General features: G+C 71.2%; 14 protein-coding genes. 8 read left to right on the plus strand and 6 right to left on the minus strand.

The genetic code is table 11. The annotated features are described in order from the left end of the window. The first annotated feature begins 27 nt into the window (after nucleotides 1–27). From N1032_RS09015 to N1032_RS09035, 5 genes are all read left to right on the plus strand, one after another. A complete protein-coding gene (locus tag N1032_RS09015; RefSeq protein ID WP_259538732.1) occupies nucleotides 28–1284 on the plus strand; it encodes a PucR family transcriptional regulator in 1257 nt (418 codons plus the stop codon). Between the two features lie 128 nt (nucleotides 1285–1412). Beyond that, the gene (locus tag N1032_RS09020; RefSeq protein WP_259538733.1) at nucleotides 1413–2330 is read left to right on the plus strand and encodes an ACP S-malonyltransferase; all 918 of its coding nucleotides are present in this window, start codon (nucleotides 1413–1415) and stop codon (nucleotides 2328–2330) included. A gap of 47 nt (nucleotides 2331–2377) precedes the next feature. Continuing rightward, nucleotides 2378–3382 (plus strand): beta-ketoacyl-ACP synthase III, encoded by a 1005-nt coding sequence (locus tag N1032_RS09025; protein WP_259538734.1) that lies wholly within the window; start codon nucleotides 2378–2380, stop codon nucleotides 3380–3382. A 74-nt stretch (nucleotides 3383–3456) separates the two neighbouring features. Next, entirely contained in the window at nucleotides 3457–3705 is a 249-nt protein-coding gene (locus tag N1032_RS09030) for an acyl carrier protein (RefSeq protein ID WP_259538735.1), read from the plus strand. Between the two features lie 117 nt (nucleotides 3706–3822). Next, nucleotides 3823–5061 carry a beta-ketoacyl-[acyl-carrier-protein] synthase family protein gene (locus tag N1032_RS09035; RefSeq protein WP_259538736.1) on the plus strand — a complete coding sequence of 413 codons (1239 nt, stop codon included), beginning with the start codon at nucleotides 3823–3825 and terminating at the stop codon, nucleotides 5059–5061. Between the two features lie 76 nt (nucleotides 5062–5137). Here N1032_RS09035 and N1032_RS09040 read toward each other — a convergent pair whose 3' ends face one another. After that, nucleotides 5138–5644 (minus strand): DUF3145 domain-containing protein, encoded by a 507-nt coding sequence (locus N1032_RS09040; protein ID WP_259538737.1) that lies wholly within the window; start codon nucleotides 5642–5644, stop codon nucleotides 5138–5140. Nucleotides 5645–5841: 197 nt separating this feature from the next. Here N1032_RS09040 and N1032_RS09045 point away from each other — a divergent pair, with 197 nt between their 5' ends. Next, nucleotides 5842–6390: a PadR family transcriptional regulator gene (locus N1032_RS09045; RefSeq protein WP_259538738.1), complete on the plus strand. Its 549-nt coding sequence runs from the start codon at nucleotides 5842–5844 to the stop codon at nucleotides 6388–6390. On the opposite strand, the gene N1032_RS09050 is transcribed toward N1032_RS09045, so the two are convergent. From N1032_RS09050 to N1032_RS09070, 5 genes are all read right to left on the minus strand, one after another. Beyond that, a complete protein-coding gene (locus tag N1032_RS09050; protein WP_259538739.1) occupies nucleotides 6337–8664 on the minus strand; it encodes a DUF3488 and transglutaminase-like domain-containing protein in 2328 nt (775 codons plus the stop codon). The genes N1032_RS09045 and N1032_RS09050 overlap by 54 nt on opposite strands. Further along, nucleotides 8661–10094 carry a DUF58 domain-containing protein gene (locus tag N1032_RS09055; RefSeq protein ID WP_259538740.1) on the minus strand — a complete coding sequence of 478 codons (1434 nt, stop codon included), beginning with the start codon at nucleotides 10092–10094 and terminating at the stop codon, nucleotides 8661–8663. The genes N1032_RS09050 and N1032_RS09055 overlap by 4 nt, the downstream gene beginning before the upstream one ends. Beyond that, entirely contained in the window at nucleotides 10091–11026 is a 936-nt protein-coding gene (locus tag N1032_RS09060; RefSeq protein WP_259539166.1) for an AAA family ATPase, read from the minus strand. The genes N1032_RS09055 and N1032_RS09060 overlap by 4 nt, the downstream gene beginning before the upstream one ends. An 89-nt stretch (nucleotides 11027–11115) precedes the next feature. Beyond that, nucleotides 11116–11517, minus strand: coding sequence for a hypothetical protein (locus N1032_RS09065; RefSeq protein WP_259538741.1), 402 nt, complete (start codon nucleotides 11515–11517; stop codon nucleotides 11116–11118). 78 nt (nucleotides 11518–11595) lie between these two features. Beyond that, a complete protein-coding gene (locus N1032_RS09070; protein ID WP_259538742.1) occupies nucleotides 11596–13020 on the minus strand; it encodes a hypothetical protein in 1425 nt (474 codons plus the stop codon). 280 nt (nucleotides 13021–13300) lie between these two features. On the opposite strand from N1032_RS09070, the gene N1032_RS09075 reads away from it, so the two are divergent. Together N1032_RS09075 and N1032_RS09080 are read left to right on the plus strand one after the other, a co-directional pair. Then, on the plus strand, nucleotides 13301–14680 hold the full coding sequence (locus N1032_RS09075; RefSeq protein ID WP_259538743.1) for an ion channel protein: 1380 nt from the start codon (nucleotides 13301–13303) through the stop codon (nucleotides 14678–14680). After that, nucleotides 14670–16082, plus strand: a complete 1413-nt coding sequence (locus N1032_RS09080) for an ATP-binding protein (protein WP_259538744.1) — start codon at nucleotides 14670–14672, stop codon at nucleotides 16080–16082. Before N1032_RS09075 ends, N1032_RS09080 begins: the two co-directional genes overlap by 11 nt. The last annotated feature ends 7 nt before the right edge of the window (nucleotides 16083–16089 follow it).

Raw genomic sequence — 16089 nt, forward strand, 5'->3', positions numbered from 1 at the left:
CGGAGGCACGGATGCCCCGGAGGCGTGATGCCTAAGACCAAGGCGCAGACACTCGCGTGGCTGCGCACGATCTCGGGCGAGCTCTCGACCGCCACGATCAAGAAGCTCGATCAGACGCTGCCCTGGTATGGCGACATGCCCCCGGGGCGGCGCTCTGCGGTCGGCCTCGTGGCGCAGGCGGGCATCAAGTCGTTCATCCAGTGGTACGACGACCCCACCACCACGACCTGGATCGCCGCCGACGTGTTCGGCTCGGCGCCCCGGGAGCTCTTGCGATCGGTCAGCCTGCAGCAGACCCTGCAGCTCATCCGCGTGGTGGTCGAGGTGGTCGAGGAACGCGTCGCCGGAGCCGACGGTTCGCTGCGCGAGGCGATCCTGCTCTATTCGCGCGAGATCGCGTTCGCCGCGGCCGACGTCTACGCACGAGCCGCCGAGGCCCGCGGACTCTGGGACGCCCGGCTCGAGGCGCTCGTCGTCGACTCCATCCTGAGCGGTGAATACGACGACGAGCTGCCCAGCCGCATCGCGGCGCTCGGCTGGCACGGGCACGGCGAGGTCAGCGTTCTCGTCGGCACCACACCGCGCCAGCTCGACGTCGACCAGCTGCGCCGCACCGCCCGCCACGTCAACGCCGATCTGTTGATCGGGGTGCAGGGCGGCCGGCTCGTGCTCGTGATCGGCCGCGCGCATCCGGTGAACGGCAACGGCTTCGACGGCAACGGGTTCGACGGCAACGGCATCGATGCCGCGCCGGCCGACGGCGACGCGCTCGGCACCGGTCCCGAGCGCATGCTCACCTTCCTCGAGATCGCCGAGCAGCTCGAACCCGGGTTCGGCCCCGGCTACCTGGTGCTCGGCCACGAGGTGCCGAGCCTCGTGGATGCCTCGCGCAGCGCCAAGGCGGCTCTCGCCGGGTTCGCCGTCGCGCGCGCGTGGCGCAACGCCCCTCGGCCGATGCTCGCCGACGACCTGCTGCCCGAACGCGCCCTCGCGGGCGATCCACTCGCCCGCTCGACCCTGGTCAACCGCGTCTACCGGCCGCTGCAAGACCAGTCGCCCGAACTGATGACCACGCTCTGGTGCTATCTCGACAACGGCCGGTCGCTCGAGGCCACGGCCCGCGAGCTCTTCGTGCACCCGAACACCGTGCGCTACCGCCTGAAACGGGTCACCCAGGTGATCGGCTGGGATGCGACGGGCGCCCGCGAAGCGCTCATCCTGCAGTCCGCGTTGATCCTCGGCTCGATGAACGACCACGAGACGCCAGGCCAGCGCAAGCAGTGACCGTGCATCCCGTGACTGTTCACGCACCACTCGTGCACGCACCAACTGTGCGGTTCCGACAACGTCTGCCGGAATCTCTTGGTCGCGTTCGACACATCCAATGACCGAACTGTTGGGAGACTGAAGTAATGATCGTCGTCGTTTGCCCCGGCCAGGGCTCGCAGACCCCCGGATTCCTCGCCCCCTGGATCGAGAGCTCCCCGGCGGGCGCCCTCGACGAGCTGAGCTCCGCCGCCGGCGTCGACCTCGTCACCCACGGCACCGTGAGCGACGCCGACACCATCCGCGACACCGCGGTGGCCCAGCCGCTCATCGTGGCCGCCGGCATCATCACGCTGCGCGCACTCTTCGCCGACGGCCGCCGCGACAAGATCGGCGGCATCGCGGGCCACTCGGTGGGCGAGATCACCGCGGCGGTGGGGGCCGGCATCCTGAGCGACACCGAGGCGATGCGCTTCGTGGGCGAACGCGGGCGGGCGATGGCGGATGCCGCGGCCCTCGCGCAGACCGGCATGAGCGCTGTCGTCGGCGGCACCGAGGCCGAGGTGCTCGCCCTCTTCGACGAGGTGGGTGTGCTGCCGGCGAACTACAACGGCGGCGGTCAGATCGTGGTCGCCGGCGAGCCCGCGGCGCTGGCCCTGCTCGCCGAGCGCGCCCCGCGTGGAGTACGCGTCATCCCGCTGCAGGTGGCCGGCGCGTTCCACACGCACTACATGGCGCCCGCGGTCGAGCGCCTCGCCGCCGTCGCGGCCACGCTCACCCCTGCCGACCCGACCCTGACGATCTGGACCAACAACGACGGCTCGGTCGTCGACGACGGCGCCCGGTTCGTCGACCTGCTGGTGGGGCAGGTCTCGTCGCCCGTGCGCTGGGACCTCGACATGGCGGCGTTCGCCGCCGCCGGGGTGACCGGTCTCATCGAGGTCGCCCCCGCCGGCGCCCTCGTCGGCATCGCCAAGCGCGGGCTCAAAGGCATCCCGGCCGTCGCGGTGAAGACCCCCGACGACCTCGCCGCCGCCCTCGAACTCATCGACCAGGCCGCCTGAGCGACCGCCGACATCCACACCCGACACGGAAGGCATCGCGCACGCCCATGACGCAGCCCACACTGAAGCAGGCCACCGGGCCCCAGTTCACCCGCATCCACGCGATCGGAGCCGCCCGCGGCGACCTCGCGGTGCCGAACGACGACCTGGTCGGCCCGATCGACTCCTCTGACGAGTGGATCCGCCAGCGCACCGGCATCGTCGAGCGCAAGCGGGCGTCACACGACGTTTTCGCCGTCGATCTGGCCGAGGCCGCCGCCAAGGAGGCGATCGAGGGCGCCGGCATCGTGCCGTCGCAGATCGGCGCCATCCTGGTCTCGACCATCAGCAACCCCGTGATCACGCCCTCGCTCGCCACGCACGTGGCGGAGCGCATCGGCGCGCCGCTCGCGGCTGCCTACGACATCAGCGCCGCCTGCGCGGGCTACGCCTACGGCATCGGGCAGGCCGACTCGCTCATCCGGGCGGGCATGGCCGAGTACGTGCTCGTCATCGGCGCCGAGAAGCTGTCGGAGTACGTCAGCCCCTCCGACCGCTCGATCTCGTTCCTGCTGGGCGACGGCGCCGGCGCGGCGATCGTGGGGCCGAGCGGGACCCCCGGCATCGGGCCGACCATCTGGGGCTCCGACGCCACGAAGCGCGACGAGATCCACATGACCGGCACCACGATCGAGTTCCGCGACGGCGAGACCGAGTGGCCGACCCTGTGGCAGAACGGCCAGGTGGTGTTCCGCTGGGCCGTCTGGGAGATGGTGAAGGTCGCCAAGGAAGCCCTCGAGGCCGCTGGCGTGACCGTCGACGACCTGGCCGCGTTCATTCCGCACCAGGCCAACATGCGCATCATCGACGAGTTCGCCAAGCAGCTGAAGCTGCCCGAGTCGGTGGCCATCGGCCGCGACATCGAGACGACCGGAAACACCTCGGCCGCGTCGATCCCGCTCGCCACCCACCGCCTGCTGGCCGAGAACCCGTCGCTCTCGGGCGGCCTGGCCCTGCAGATCGGTTTCGGCGCCGGGCTGGTGTTCGGAGCCCAGGTGGTCGTGCTGCCCTGATCGTATGCACGAACCCGACCCCCCGGCCTGACTAAACTAAGTCTCGGTCAAACGACACCCTCAAGGAGAGAACAATGGCATTGTCCAACGAAGAAGTACTGGCCGGCTTGGCCGAGCTCATCAATGACGAGACGGGCATCGCTACCGACACAGTCGAGCTGGACAAGTCGTTCACCGATGACCTCGACATCGACTCCATCTCGATGATGACGATCGTCGTCAACGCCGAAGAGAAGTTCGACGTCAAGATCCCCGACGAAGAGGTCAAGAACCTCAAGACCGTCGGCGACGCCGTCACCTTCATCGTCGCCGCCCAGGCCTGACGACCCCGTTCCACGCGGATGGTCGGCAGGATCGCGGCCTGAGACACGCCCGATCCTGTCGACCGAACTGCGCCGCCCCGGCGCGAACTGGACTGACCACCCACAGAAAGTTTTGCCATGAGCACGAAGAAGATCGTCGTCACCGGAATCGGTGCCACGTCACCCCTCGGGGGCACCGCCACCGACAGCTGGAAGAACCTGCTGGCGGGTGAGTCGGGCATCACCACCCTCGAGCAGGAGTGGGTCGCCAAGAACGACCTGCCGGTGACCTTCGCGGGCCAGGCACGGGTGCCCTCGTCAGAGGTTCTCGAGCGCATCGAGATCAAGCGCCTCGACCCGTCGAGCCAGTTCGCGCTCACCGCGGCACGCGAGGCCTGGGCCGATGCCGGGTCGCCGGATGTCGTGCCCGAACGCTTCGGGGTCGACTGGGCCACGGGCATCGGCGGCGTCTGGACGCTGCTCGACGCCTGGGACACCCTGCGCGAGAAGGGCCCGCGGCGGGTGCTGCCGATGACGGTTCCCATGCTCATGCCGAACGGCCCCGCGGCCGCCATCGAGATGGCGCTCGGCGCTCGCGCCGGCGCCCGCACGGTCGTGTCGGCGTGCGCCTCGAGCACCGAGTCGATCGTCAACGCCTACGACCACCTGCAGGCCGGCTACGCCGACATCATCATCGCCGGTGGCTCCGAGGCGGCCATCCACCCGCTGCCGATCGCGGCCTTCGCCGCCATGCAGGCGCTCTCGAAGCGCAACGACGACCCGGCCACGGCATCCCGCCCCTACGACCTCACCCGCGACGGTTTCGTGCTCGGCGAGGGCGGCGCGGCCCTCGTGCTCGAGACCGAGGAGCACGCGAAGGCGCGCGGCGCCAAGATCTACGCCGAGCTGCTCGGTGGTGCCGTCACGAGCGACGCCTTCCACATCACGGCCCCCGACCCCGAGGGTTCGGCGGCCGCGCGCGCCATGATCGCCGCCGTGGCCAATGCCGGCTTCTCGCTCGACGACGTGGCGCACATCAACGCGCACGCCACGAGCACCCCGGTCGGCGACATCGCCGAATACAAGGCGCTGCTGCACACCTTCGGCGAGCGACTGCACGACATCCCGGTGTCGGCCACGAAGGCCTCGACCGGGCACCTGCTCGGCGGCGCCGGCGGCATCGAGGCGATCTTCACCGTGCTCGCGCTGCACGAACGCACCGCTCCCCCGACGATCAACCTCAGCGAGCAAGACCCCGACATCCCCCTCGACGTCGTGCGCGAGCCTCGCACCCTGCCCGCCGGCGACTTGCTCGCCATCTCGAACTCGTTCGGCTTCGGCGGCCACAACGCGGTGGTGGCCTTCAAAACGGCCTGATCCCACCCCGAGACGTCAAAATCCGCCCCAAAACGTGTGTTTTTGGGGCGGATTTTGACGTCTCGACGGGTCAGGCTCAGCCGACTCCGCGGTGGAGGTAGATGACCGGGGACATGTCGCTGGCGTAGCGGAAGGGCTCGAGCTCGTCGTCCCACGCCTGCCCGAGGGCGAGGCGCAGTTCGCGGTGCAGCTCGAGAGCGTTGGTGCCGGCCGTCTCCATGGCGTCACGGATGCGGTCTTCGGGCACGACGGTGTTGCCGGCGTTGTCGACCTGCGCGTAGAAGATGCCGAGGTCGGGTGTGTGCATCCAGCGACCGCCGTCGGTGCCGTCGCTGGCGTCTTCGGTCACCTCGTAGCGCAGGTGCTCCCAGCCGCGCAGGGCAGACGCGATCGCCGCGCCGGTGCCCGGAGCGCCTTCCCAGAAGAAGTCGGCTCGCTGGGAACCGCGCAGCACAGGCTGATCGATCCAGTCGAAGTTCACTGCACGACCGATGGCGCGACCTGCGGCCCACTCGACGTGGGGGCAGAGCGCGCGAGGAGCGGAGTGGACGTAGACCACTCCGCGTGCAACGGTTGCCGCCATTTTTCTCTCCATTCGTGAGGTACGTCTTCCCCAACGACCTGTGAACGGATTTCGGCGGCGCTATGCAGTTGTGCTCATAGTATGCCGCAGGAATTCCGGGAATGACAACCGTGTAATCCGCGGTTCATGAACTCACAGAAATATACTGAGTGAGTATTTACCAGCCGACGGGTGACCGGAGAGCGAGGATGTCGTCGATGTCGATCCGCGCGGGCATCCTCGCCGTTCTGACGGAGTCGGATGCCTACGGGTTGCAGATCCACGCCGAGCTCGAGGAGCGCACCGACCGGCACGGCCGCATCAACGTGGGGCAGATCTACTCCACGCTCGATCGCCTCGTGATCGCCGGGCTCGTGCGGTCGACGGGCAGCACCGACGACGGTCTCCCGCTCTACGGCGTGACGTTCGACGGCCGCCGGGCCGCCGCCGAGTGGCTCACCGAGGCCGCGGTCGACGGCGCCTCCCCCTGGGTCGACATGACCTTCAAGGTGCTGCTCGCGAGCAGTCTGGGCGCTGCGGGTGCGAGCGACCTGGTCGAGCGCTACCGCGCCGCCTGGAGCGCGGTCGCCGCCGAGGCATCCGGAGCGCCCTCCCCCGCGAGCCTGGCGCGTCTCCGGCTCGCCGAGGCGGCGCAGGCCTGGCTCGACGACCTCGAGGCGTTGCCGGGCGGTCTGCCGTCGCTCGTGCTGCCGTTACGGAACGAGCGACCCCGTCGCGGCCGTCGTCCGGCGCCGACGCCAGAGTGACGTGGGCAGCAGCCGGGCACGGCGTCGCCCGGCCGGCGACGCCTCCGCCTCGAGCGCGGCGATGATCTGCCGCAGGTCGTCGCGGATGTATGCGCGCGTCTCGACCCCCGCCGACCCCGGTGGGGCGTACTGCTCGATCTCGACCTGACGGCGCAGCCGGTCGATCGCTTCGGCGGGCAGCGCGATGTCGTGGTGCAGGCGCCGTTCGAGGTCGTACATCGTGTCTCCGGCGGAGCGCTGCACCCGGTAGTCGTCGAGGGTGTCCTCGAGCTCGGTCCAGGCGAGCGTTCCCGGCATCCCGTCGGTGCCGATCCGGCGCACGCGTGACCGCCGCACGAGCTGACGCACTCCCCACGGCAGCAGCCCCAGCGCGACGATGCCGCCCAGCACCGCCGCGAATACGCCCCAGCCGCGCACCTGCCCCAGAAGCACCTGCTCGGGCGTCTGCACGGCGCCCACCGCGCCCGTGTCGTCGCGCTGCGCGTCGGGACCGGCCGTCGAGGTCGCCCCGGCGTCGGTGGGCGTGGTGGAGCCGGATGCCCCGACCTGGGCGTAGTCGGGCAGGCTGTAGTCGGGCGGCGTGATGTCGAGCCCCGGGGTGGGCTCGAAGGGCAGCCAGCCGATGTCGTCGAAGTAGAGCTCGGGCCAGGCGTGCAGCTGATCGGTGTAGACCTCGTAGACCGGCCGCCCCTCGGTGGTGCCGTCGGCGGTCTGGCCGGGCGAGTAGCCGACCGCGATGCGCGACGGGATGCCCAGGGTGCGCGCCATCACGGCCATGGCCGAGGCGAAGTGCACGCAGTAGCCCTCGCGCGCCTCGAGGAACGCCGCGATCATCTGCGCGTTGTCGCCGTCGTAGTCGCCCGACACCGGCGCCGAGAGCGAGTAGCGGAACACCCCCGACCGGAAGTACTCCTGCAGGGCGACCGCGCGGTCGTAGTTGGTGGCGGCGCCGCTCGTGACCTCCGTGGCGGTCTCGGCGATCAGCGGCGGCAGGTCGTCGGGCACGGCGAGGAAGTCGCGCACCGCGTCTGGCACGATCGCGCCCGCCTCGGCGAGCTGCCCGGGCGTCGGGTTGATGGCCAGCCCCGTGACCTGGTAGTTGAGGCCGCGGGTGTCGCCCTGGAAGTCGGTGACGGTGAACGACGACGGCGTGAGCAGCCAGTCGCCGTTGAGGTTGTCGACGCGCTGGGTCGGGTAGGGCAGCGGCAGCCAGTCGCTCCGCAGGCTCGCGACCGAGACCGTGGTGGAGACCTCCTCGGTCGGCACCTCGGGCGCGAGCCCGGGCGGCGTGCCGAACTCCTGCCCGCTGTAGCCGATGGAGTTGAGCGGCCGCTCCGGCACCCAGACGCCGGTGGAGAAGTCGCTGAGGTTGACCATCTTGAGGTAGAGACCCTCGGTGGAGGTGGTGGTGTAGGTCAGTGACAGCAGCGGGGCGCTGCGGCGCAGATCGCGCCCCAGCTGGATGGTGGGATCGACACCGGTGGCATAGATCGACGGAAAGCGGCTGCCCGAGCCGTCGTCGGCCAGCGACTCGGCGGTGAGGCCCGGGGTGATCACCGGCAGCACGATCATGGCCGCGACGGCGCCCGCGCCCACGCCGAGCGCCAGCCCCGGGTTGCGCCCGCCCTTGACGGTGGGCCTGGTGGTCGCCCGCGGCGGCCCCGACCCGATGCGCGAGCTGCACCAGACCACCAGCAGGAACGCGGCGGCCGTCAGCACGTAGACGGGCACGTTCGGCTCCGACCGCCGCACGAGCGGCGCGATGGCGAGAACGGCGAGCGGGCCGACGCCGCTCAGCACGGGGGTGCGGAGGCCGGTGGCGAGCTCGTCGCTGACGATCGCGATGAGTCCGACGGCCATGACGATCAGTTGCGTGATGGCGCCGTCGGCGACGGCGGGCACCTCCTGCTCGGCGATCGAGAGCCGCGCGGCCGCGAGGTCGCCGGAGATGTCGGTGAGCGTCTGCAGCGTCGGCAGCAGGAACCAGAGCGTCGACGCGGCATAGAGCAGCACGACGAGGGCTCCCCAGACCAGCGCCGACACCGCGACCACCGTGACCTCGGGCGCACCGCGCCCGCGCAGCACGGCGGAGACGGTGAGCACGGCCACCACCATCGCCATGGTGGCGATCCACCAGGTGAACCCCTGCAGCAGCGGCGACAGACCGGTCAGCGCCACGGCGATCGTGAGCGCCACGGCCGCCGTGCTCTTCCAGGCGCCCGTCTTCTCGGCCCGGCGGTAGAGCGCCGCGCTGCGGCGGCGGGCGGCGCTCATGCGATCCCCCGCGCATCGCCGAGCGCTTTCCAGAGCGACGGCAGGTCGTCGTGGGCCGTGCATTCGAGCACCGACCAGCCGGCTCCGCGCAACTCGGTGGCGACGGACCGGTCGGCCACGGCCACCGACGCCCGCCGGGCCGCGCTGTCGGCGCCGACCACGAAGGCGATCGGATGCGACGACATCGCCGCGAGATCGCGGATGCGTGCGGCCGACCCGGGAACGTTCGACACGATCGCGAACACGGGCGGGGCATCCGGTGACGTCAGCGCAGCCTCTTCGACCGCCTGACGGAACTCGACCGGGTCGTGCAGGGCGTCACGGCTCGCGAACGCCAGATCGCGCACCACCCGGCTGAGTCCGTGCGGCGCGGCGAACACCGCGTCGTCATCGTCACTGAAGTGCGGCGGGGCATGGCCCACCAACCGCACGCCGTAGCCCTCGTTCATCAGGTGCACGGCGAACGACCCGACGGCGCTCACCGCCCACTCGAACGCCGGGTCGACCTCGGCCTCGGAGCCGCGCCGGCCGTCCGGGTCACTGAAACCGCCCGTGCTCCCGGGGCGACCCGCGCCGCCGGGGCGACCCGCGCGCCCGGTGCGACCCGCGCGACCCGCCCGGCCGGCTCCCCGCCGCGACCCGTCGTCGCGGGCGAACGAGTGGGCGTCGATGACGATCACGGCATCTTGATCGTTGCGCTGGTCGTCTTGCCTCACCATCAGCTGGCCGTGCTTCGCGGTGGCCGGCCAGTGCACCCGGCGGATCGAGTCGCCGGGCTGGTACTTGCGGGCGATGACGTCTTGCTCCCCCGCCCCCACGAGGCGGCGGGACACCTGCTCCGCGCCGTCGCCGGCCGAGAGCCGCAGGTCGATGCGCGCGAGCTCGTAGACCGTGGGAGTGACGAGCACGGTGTCGGTGCCCCCGAACCGCACCCGGCGGATGGCGCAGCCGAACGGGTCGGTGACCGTCACCTGGAAGGGCCCGATCTGATGCGCACCGCGGTAGCGCGTGTCGAGCCGGTAGCGCAGCCGCTGCGCCGCCGGCTCGTCGAGGGTCGACGACGAGTAGCCGGGAAGGGCCGGAAGGGGCGCCGGGTCGCTCGGCCGCAGCGGCTCGCCCGCACGCTCGACCCAGACAGCTGCGGGAGTGCGCAGGCTGCCCCAGTTCTGCAGGAAGATCGTCGCCATCACGGTCTGGTTCACCGAACCCGCTTCGGGCGAGAACCGGCGGCGCACCTTGAGGGCGAGGCGGCGCAGGGCCACCCACGCCAGCGAGAACACCGGAACCGCGATCAGGAAGCAGGCGAGGTAGGCCAGCTCCTGCCGCCGGAACACCTGGGTGGCCACGAACGCCACGATCGCCGCGACGACGAACCCCCACCCGCGCACGGTCAGGCGCGGTGCGGTGCGTTCGGGCCGGGGAGCCGTCATGCCGACCGGGAGCGGTTGAGCGGCACCGGGGTCGACGCCACGATGGCGCGCAGGGCGTCGGCGATGGCCTGCGACCCGCCACCGCGGGCGTCGCTGGCCGCGCGGCGGGTGGCGACGATGCGGTGCGCCAGCACGGGCACCACGAGCTCGTTGATGTCGTCGGGCACCACGAATTCGCGGCCGTTCAGGGCCGCCAGCACCTTCGCGGCCCGCACGAGGTGCAGGGTGCCGCGGGGGCTCGCGCCGAGCCGGAACTCCGGATGCGTGCGCGTGGCCTGCACGATCGAGACCACGTAGGACTCGACGGCCCGGCTCACGTAGACGTGGCGGGCGGTCTGGATCATGTCGCCGAGCTGGCGCTTGTCGACCACCGCGGTGAGCTTGTCGAGGGGACTGGTGGTCTCACGCTGGTGCAGCATCGAGAGTTCGGCCGCGGCATCCGGATAGCCCATCGAGATGCGCGCCATGAACCGGTCGCGCTGCGCCTCGGGCAGCGCGTAGGTGCCCTCCATCTCGATCGGGTTCTGGGTGGCCACCACGATGAACGGCGGGTCGAGCGGATGCGTCGTGCCGTCGAGCGAGACCTGCCCCTCTTCCATGCACTCCAGCAGGGCCGACTGCGTCTTGGGCGACGCCCGGTTGATCTCGTCGGCGATGACGATGTTGGCGAACACCGCGCCCCGCTTGAACTCGAAGGCGTGGTCGACCTGGTTGTAGATCGACACCCCCGTGACGTCGGAGGGCAGCAGGTCGGGCGTGAACTGGATGCGCGACACCGTGCAGCCGACGCTCGTGGCCAGGGCCTTGGCGAGTGTGGTCTTGCCGACGCCCGGCACGTCTTCGACCAGCAGGTGGCCCTCGGCGATGAGCACGATCAGCGCGAGGGTCGCCGCCTCGGTCTTGCCGTCGATGACGCTCTCGAGGTTGGCCATGATGGCGCTCGCGTGCTCGTCGAACTCGGCGAGCGTGAGGGGCGCACCCGACCCGGGCTGGCCGGCGGTCGAGACGGAGGATTCGGATGTCACGCGCGGCGCTCCCATCGAACGGCGAGAAGAAACAGGGTGCCCACGATCGTGGCGACGCCCACGAAGAACAGCCAGGGGGCGAACTGCGAGATCACCATGCTGGCCACGTAGTCGGGGCTCGGGCCGTCGGCGCCGTTGCTCGTGGTGTAGACGACCACCGTGCGGGCCAGGCTGTAGATGCCGGCCACGATGAGGCCCGCGCCGACGGCCCAGAGGGCCACGACGAACCGGTCGATCAGGTGCCGCGGCCGGCGCGGGGCGGCGTCGCCGGCGACGTCACGCTCGAGGCCACCCGACGCGAGCTCGTCGAGGTCGATCTGCAGCGACTCCTCGAACCCGGGCTGGAACGCTGCGTCGAACCGGGAATCGAACTCCCGGTCGTGTGTTCTCTCGCGCACTCTGCTCCTTCGGATCGGCGTCGTCGCTGTCGTCTCCACGATAGGCTTCCACACCAGTATTTGCGAGAGATGTGCAGCTCACTCCACGCTGACGACCGGCACGTCTCCCTCCGCGTTCGCGGGCACGGTGATGACCGGCCGCTGCACGATCTCGAGCACGGCGAGCACGACGCCGGCGAGCACGAGGGTCCAGATGGTGAGCGCCGGCGTGAGCGGCCGCAGAAACAGCACGATCGCGGCGCCGATCGCGGCGACCACCACCCGCAGCAGCACACGCTGGGCGTAGAGCCATTCGCCCACCCGGCCCGTCGTGATGCCCCGGCGCTCGGCCGCGCCCCGGATGCGCCCGGCACCCTCGGCCGCGAACCGCCGCAAGCGCCGGGGCACGTCGAAGGGCCCGGCGAGCCAGGCGACCACGGCCACCACGATCGCGAGCACCAGCACGGCCACGGCGGTGGTGCGCATGTCGCCGGCCACCGTCTCGTAGAGCAGCCCGGCGACATCCCCGGGCAGCAGGGCGGGGCTGACGGATGACACGAACACCAGACTGCCGACGGCGAAGGCGGCGGCCGTCAGCGCCATGACCAGAGCGAGGGCGACCGCGGCCCAGATCAGGGCGACCGAGCGACGGCGGGACACCACGACGCCGGCGGCCAGGAAGAGCAGGGCGATCCACGGCAGCCACGCGCCCGCCGACACGGCGAGCCCGTAGGCCAGCTGCACGGTCGGCAGCGCGTCGGACTGGGCGACCACGATCGTGCGATCGATGGCCGGGATCTGGCTGGCGAAGTCGATGCCCTGCGCGATGAGCGCCGACTTGACCGCCTCGATGATGGGGCCCAGCTGGATGCCGATCGATCCGTCGCCGCCGAGCGTCACGGCGGCGTTCGGGTCGTTCTGCATCACCGCCACGAGCTGGGCGTGGCTGATGCGCAACGCCGACGTCCAGACATCCGCGAACGCGTCGGACTCGACGAACCCCGAGACGCCGCTCTGGATGAGCGACTGGATGCCGGAGGCCGCCGGACCTTTCAGCAACTCGAGCGCTCGCGTGGCCGCCGGTCCGGTGCCGAGCCCGGTGATGCCGTCGATGACGTCGGCGGTCAGCTTCGGGATGTCGACCTGCTCGTTGATGACGATCACGGTCTGATCCGTGATGTAGGCCTGCACCCGCGGGTCGTCGGCCAGCGGGGCGTAGGTGGCGACGAAGCTCTCGGTGTCGGTCAGCACGACCTTCGACCACGACGCCGCGACGGCGAGCGGGGCGAGCACGGCGCCGATCACGATGAGCACGGTCGCGAGCAGGGTCCAGCCCCAGCCGCGCTTCTTCTTGGCCGCGGCAAGCGGTGCGCCGCTCGGGCCGCCGCTGGGGCCGCCGCCTGTGCCGCCGAGCGGCTCGAGCGGCAGGGTGGGCTGGGCGTCGACCCGCTGCCGGAGGGCGGCGTTCTCGGCCTCGAGCGCTTCGAGTCGGCGCACCAGTTCGGCGTTCGTCTGACCTGCCATGAGACCCTCATTCCCGCGGTGATGTGGCTCACAGTAGCGGTGCCGAATGGCGGCGCGCATCGTCCGCCTCGGGTGAGAGCGGGGCCGGATGCCGCCACTTCCGCTCGCGGGAACGGCGGCGCTACGCTGTGGCAGAGAGCCTCCGGCTGCGGCACAGAGCCTCCGGCTGCGGCAGGAGCCGTCGGCTGCGGCAGAGAGCCGCCGGCTCCGGACGGGGACGGATCATGAGTTGCTGCAGCCGCACCGGAGACGCCGGTCGCCCGCCCGCGCGAGGCCGCGGATGAGCGGCGACGGCAGCCGGGCCCGAGGGACCGCCGGCGCCGCTGTCGACCGACCCTCGGCGTCGACGGTGCGGATGCTGCTGCGCCTCTCGATTCCCGCCGCCGTGATCGGCGTGGTGTCGGCGCTCGTGCTCTGGGCGGTGGAGGAGTTCGCCGAGCTGATCGAGCACGGGCTCTGGAGCGGCCTGCCCGCGGCGCTCGGCATCGATCCGGCGTCGGGCTGGTGGATCTTCGGCATCCTGTCGGTCACCGGCCTCGTCATCGGCCTGGTGCTCTGGCTCGTGCCGGGTCACGGTGGTCACGACTCCGCGACCGTCGAGCTGATCGCCCCTCCCCTGCCACTCCGCACCCTGCCGTCGTTGTTGATCGTGACCGTGCTGGCGCTCGCGGGCGGCGTCAGCCTCGGACCCGAGGGGCCGATCATCGCCATCAACACGGCGCTGCTGGTGGCGCTCGTGCGCCGGTTCCTGCCGAAGATCCCGGTCGATCTCGTCGTGATGATCACCGCGGCCGGCACCATCGGCGCCCTCTTCGGCACACCCGTGGCGGCCGCACTCGTGTTCACCGGTGTGGTCGGCGCGTTCAAGGCCGGCGGGGCGCTGTGGGACAAGCTGTTCCTGCCGCTCGTGGCCGCCGGCGCCGGATCGATCACGATGACCCTGCTCGCGGCGCCGCACTTCGCCGTGCCGATGCCGGCCTACGACACGGTCGCCCCGATCGATCTGCTGAGTGCCACCGTCATCGCGGTCGTCGCCGCCGCGCTCGGCCTGACCGCGGCGTCGGTGTTCCCCCGGCTGCACGCGGGCTTCCGGGTGCTGCGGAACCCCGTGTTCTACGTCACCCTCGGCGGCATCCTGCTCGGACTGCTCGGCGTGATCGGCGGTCCGATCACCCTGTTCAAGGGGCTCACCCAGACCGGGGAGCTCGTCTCCGATCGTGCGGACTACACCGTGGGGGCGCTCGTGCTGATCGTGCTGGTGAAGATCGTCGCCCTCACGGTGAGCGCCGCGGCGGGCTTCCGGGGCGGCCGCATCTTTCCGGCCGTGTTCATCGGCGCCGCGGTCGGCGTGCTGGCGAACGCCGTGATCCCGTCGATCCCGCCGGCCGTGGCGATCGCCGCCGGCGTGCTCGGCATGGTGCTCGCCATCTCGCGCGACGGATGGATCGCGCTGTTCGTGGGTGCTGCGGTGACGGGCAGCGTCACCATCCTGCCGGTGCTCTGCATCGCCATCCTGCCGACCTGGCTGCTCGTCTCGCGCGGGCCCGAGATGATCGTGCACCCGGCGGGCGCCGATGACCGGCCGAGCGGCGGAGCAGGCACAGGCACCGACGCAGACCCCGCGACTCCCCCCGACGAACGGAGCCCCCGTGCCGAGTGATCCGCCGCCCGTTGCCGCCGTCACCGCCCGGTCGATCGACGGCCGCTCCTTCCGGTTCTCGGGGCCCGCCGACGTCGCCGTCGATTCCGGCCGGCTCGTGACTCTCACCGAGCCGGGCGGGCGGCGGCAGCTGGGTCAGATCGACGACGTCGACCTCTCGGCCGGCGCACACCCGGGCGGGGAGCTCGCCGGGAGCGGCCGCATCCTCGGCGCCATCTCGGCTGACGGAGGGCACCTCGACAACCGCAGCTCGTCGGCGTTCGCCGCGGCGCAGGTCGCCGACGCGGGGGCCGACGAGATCGAACTGCTCCACCCGCAGGGCTCCGCGACCCTGACCATCGGCTCCTTCCTCGCCCGCGACGACGTGCCGGCACGGCTGCTGGCGCAGCGCTTCAACCGCCACACCTTCTGGTGCGGTCAGAGCGGGTCGGGCAAGACCTACGCCCTCGGCGTGGTTCTCGAGCAGGTGCTGCTGCACACCGGGCTGCCGCTGGTGATCTTCGATCCCAACGCCGACTTCGTGCGCCTCGGCGAGCCCGCCGGAGCGCTCGGAGATCGCGACATCCGGGTTCTGCGGCCTTCGTCGGCCGACCCCGACTCGCTGCGCGTGCGGTTCGTCGACCTGCCGCTGCGTTCGAAGGGCGCCATCCTGCGGCTGCATCCGCTCGACGACCGCGACGAGTACAACGAACTGGTGCATCTCGAAGAGACGCTCGGCACACTGGAGCCCGACCGCATCGTGCCCCGGCTGCTCGAGCGCGGAACCACGGCGGCGCGCGACCTCGCGGCACGCATCGAGAACATCCGCGTGATCGACTGGGGCGTCTGGGCGGGCGGGCACGAAGCGGTTACCGACATCATCGAGACGCGACCGGATGCCACGGTGCTCGACCTCGGCGGGTTCGCGTTCCCCGACGAATCGCTCGTCGTGGCCATGGCCGTGCTCGACGACCTGTGGGCGAAGCGCGAGCGCCGCCGGCCCGTGCTGCTCGTGATCGACGAGGCGCACAACCTCTGCTCACCCGACCAGACCAGTCCGCTGCACGTGGCCGTGCGCGAGCGGCTCATCCAGATCGCCGCCGAGGGGCGCAAGTTCGGGTTGTGGCTGCTGCTGTCGACCCAGCGGCCCTCGCGGGTGCACCCGAGCATCGTCTCGCAGTGCGACAACCTGGCCCTGATGAAGATGACGTCACCGGTCGACCTCGACGAGCTCGCCACGATCTTCGGGTTCGTGCCGCCGGCGTTGTTCGCGCGATCGCCTCGGTTCCGGCAGGGCGAGGCCCTGTTCGCCGGCGGTTTCGTGCCGGCGCCCACCATGGTGCGCCTCGGCGCGCGGTTGACCCGCGAGGGCGGTGCCGACGTCGGCGTGCCGCTGCGGGCCGCGGACCCCGACGCGACCTGACACGGCC

It is taken from the genome of Herbiconiux daphne, assembly GCF_024979295.1.
GTDB lineage: Bacteria > Actinomycetota > Actinomycetes > Actinomycetales > Microbacteriaceae > Herbiconiux > Herbiconiux daphnes.

Coding starts and splice junctions, on each gene's coding strand:
- N1032_RS09015 (WP_259538732.1), top strand. CDS start 28: ATGCCTAAGACCAAGGCGCAGACACTCGCGTGGCTGCGCACGATCTCG.
- N1032_RS09020 (WP_259538733.1), top strand. CDS start 1,413: ATGATCGTCGTCGTTTGCCCCGGCCAGGGCTCGCAGACCCCCGGATTC.
- N1032_RS09025 (WP_259538734.1), top strand. CDS start 2,378: ATGACGCAGCCCACACTGAAGCAGGCCACCGGGCCCCAGTTCACCCGC.
- N1032_RS09030 (WP_259538735.1), top strand. CDS start 3,457: ATGGCATTGTCCAACGAAGAAGTACTGGCCGGCTTGGCCGAGCTCATC.
- N1032_RS09035 (WP_259538736.1), top strand. CDS start 3,823: ATGAGCACGAAGAAGATCGTCGTCACCGGAATCGGTGCCACGTCACCC.
- N1032_RS09040 (WP_259538737.1), bottom strand. CDS start 5,644: ATGGCGGCAACCGTTGCACGCGGAGTGGTCTACGTCCACTCCGCTCCT.
- N1032_RS09045 (WP_259538738.1), top strand. CDS start 5,842: ATGTCGATCCGCGCGGGCATCCTCGCCGTTCTGACGGAGTCGGATGCC.
- N1032_RS09050 (WP_259538739.1), bottom strand. CDS start 8,664: ATGAGCGCCGCCCGCCGCCGCAGCGCGGCGCTCTACCGCCGGGCCGAG.
- N1032_RS09055 (WP_259538740.1), bottom strand. CDS start 10,094: ATGACGGCTCCCCGGCCCGAACGCACCGCACCGCGCCTGACCGTGCGC.
- N1032_RS09060 (WP_259539166.1), bottom strand. CDS start 11,026: ATGGCCAACCTCGAGAGCGTCATCGACGGCAAGACCGAGGCGGCGACC.
- N1032_RS09070 (WP_259538742.1), bottom strand. CDS start 13,020: ATGGCAGGTCAGACGAACGCCGAACTGGTGCGCCGACTCGAAGCGCTC.
- N1032_RS09075 (WP_259538743.1), top strand. CDS start 13,301: ATGAGCGGCGACGGCAGCCGGGCCCGAGGGACCGCCGGCGCCGCTGTC.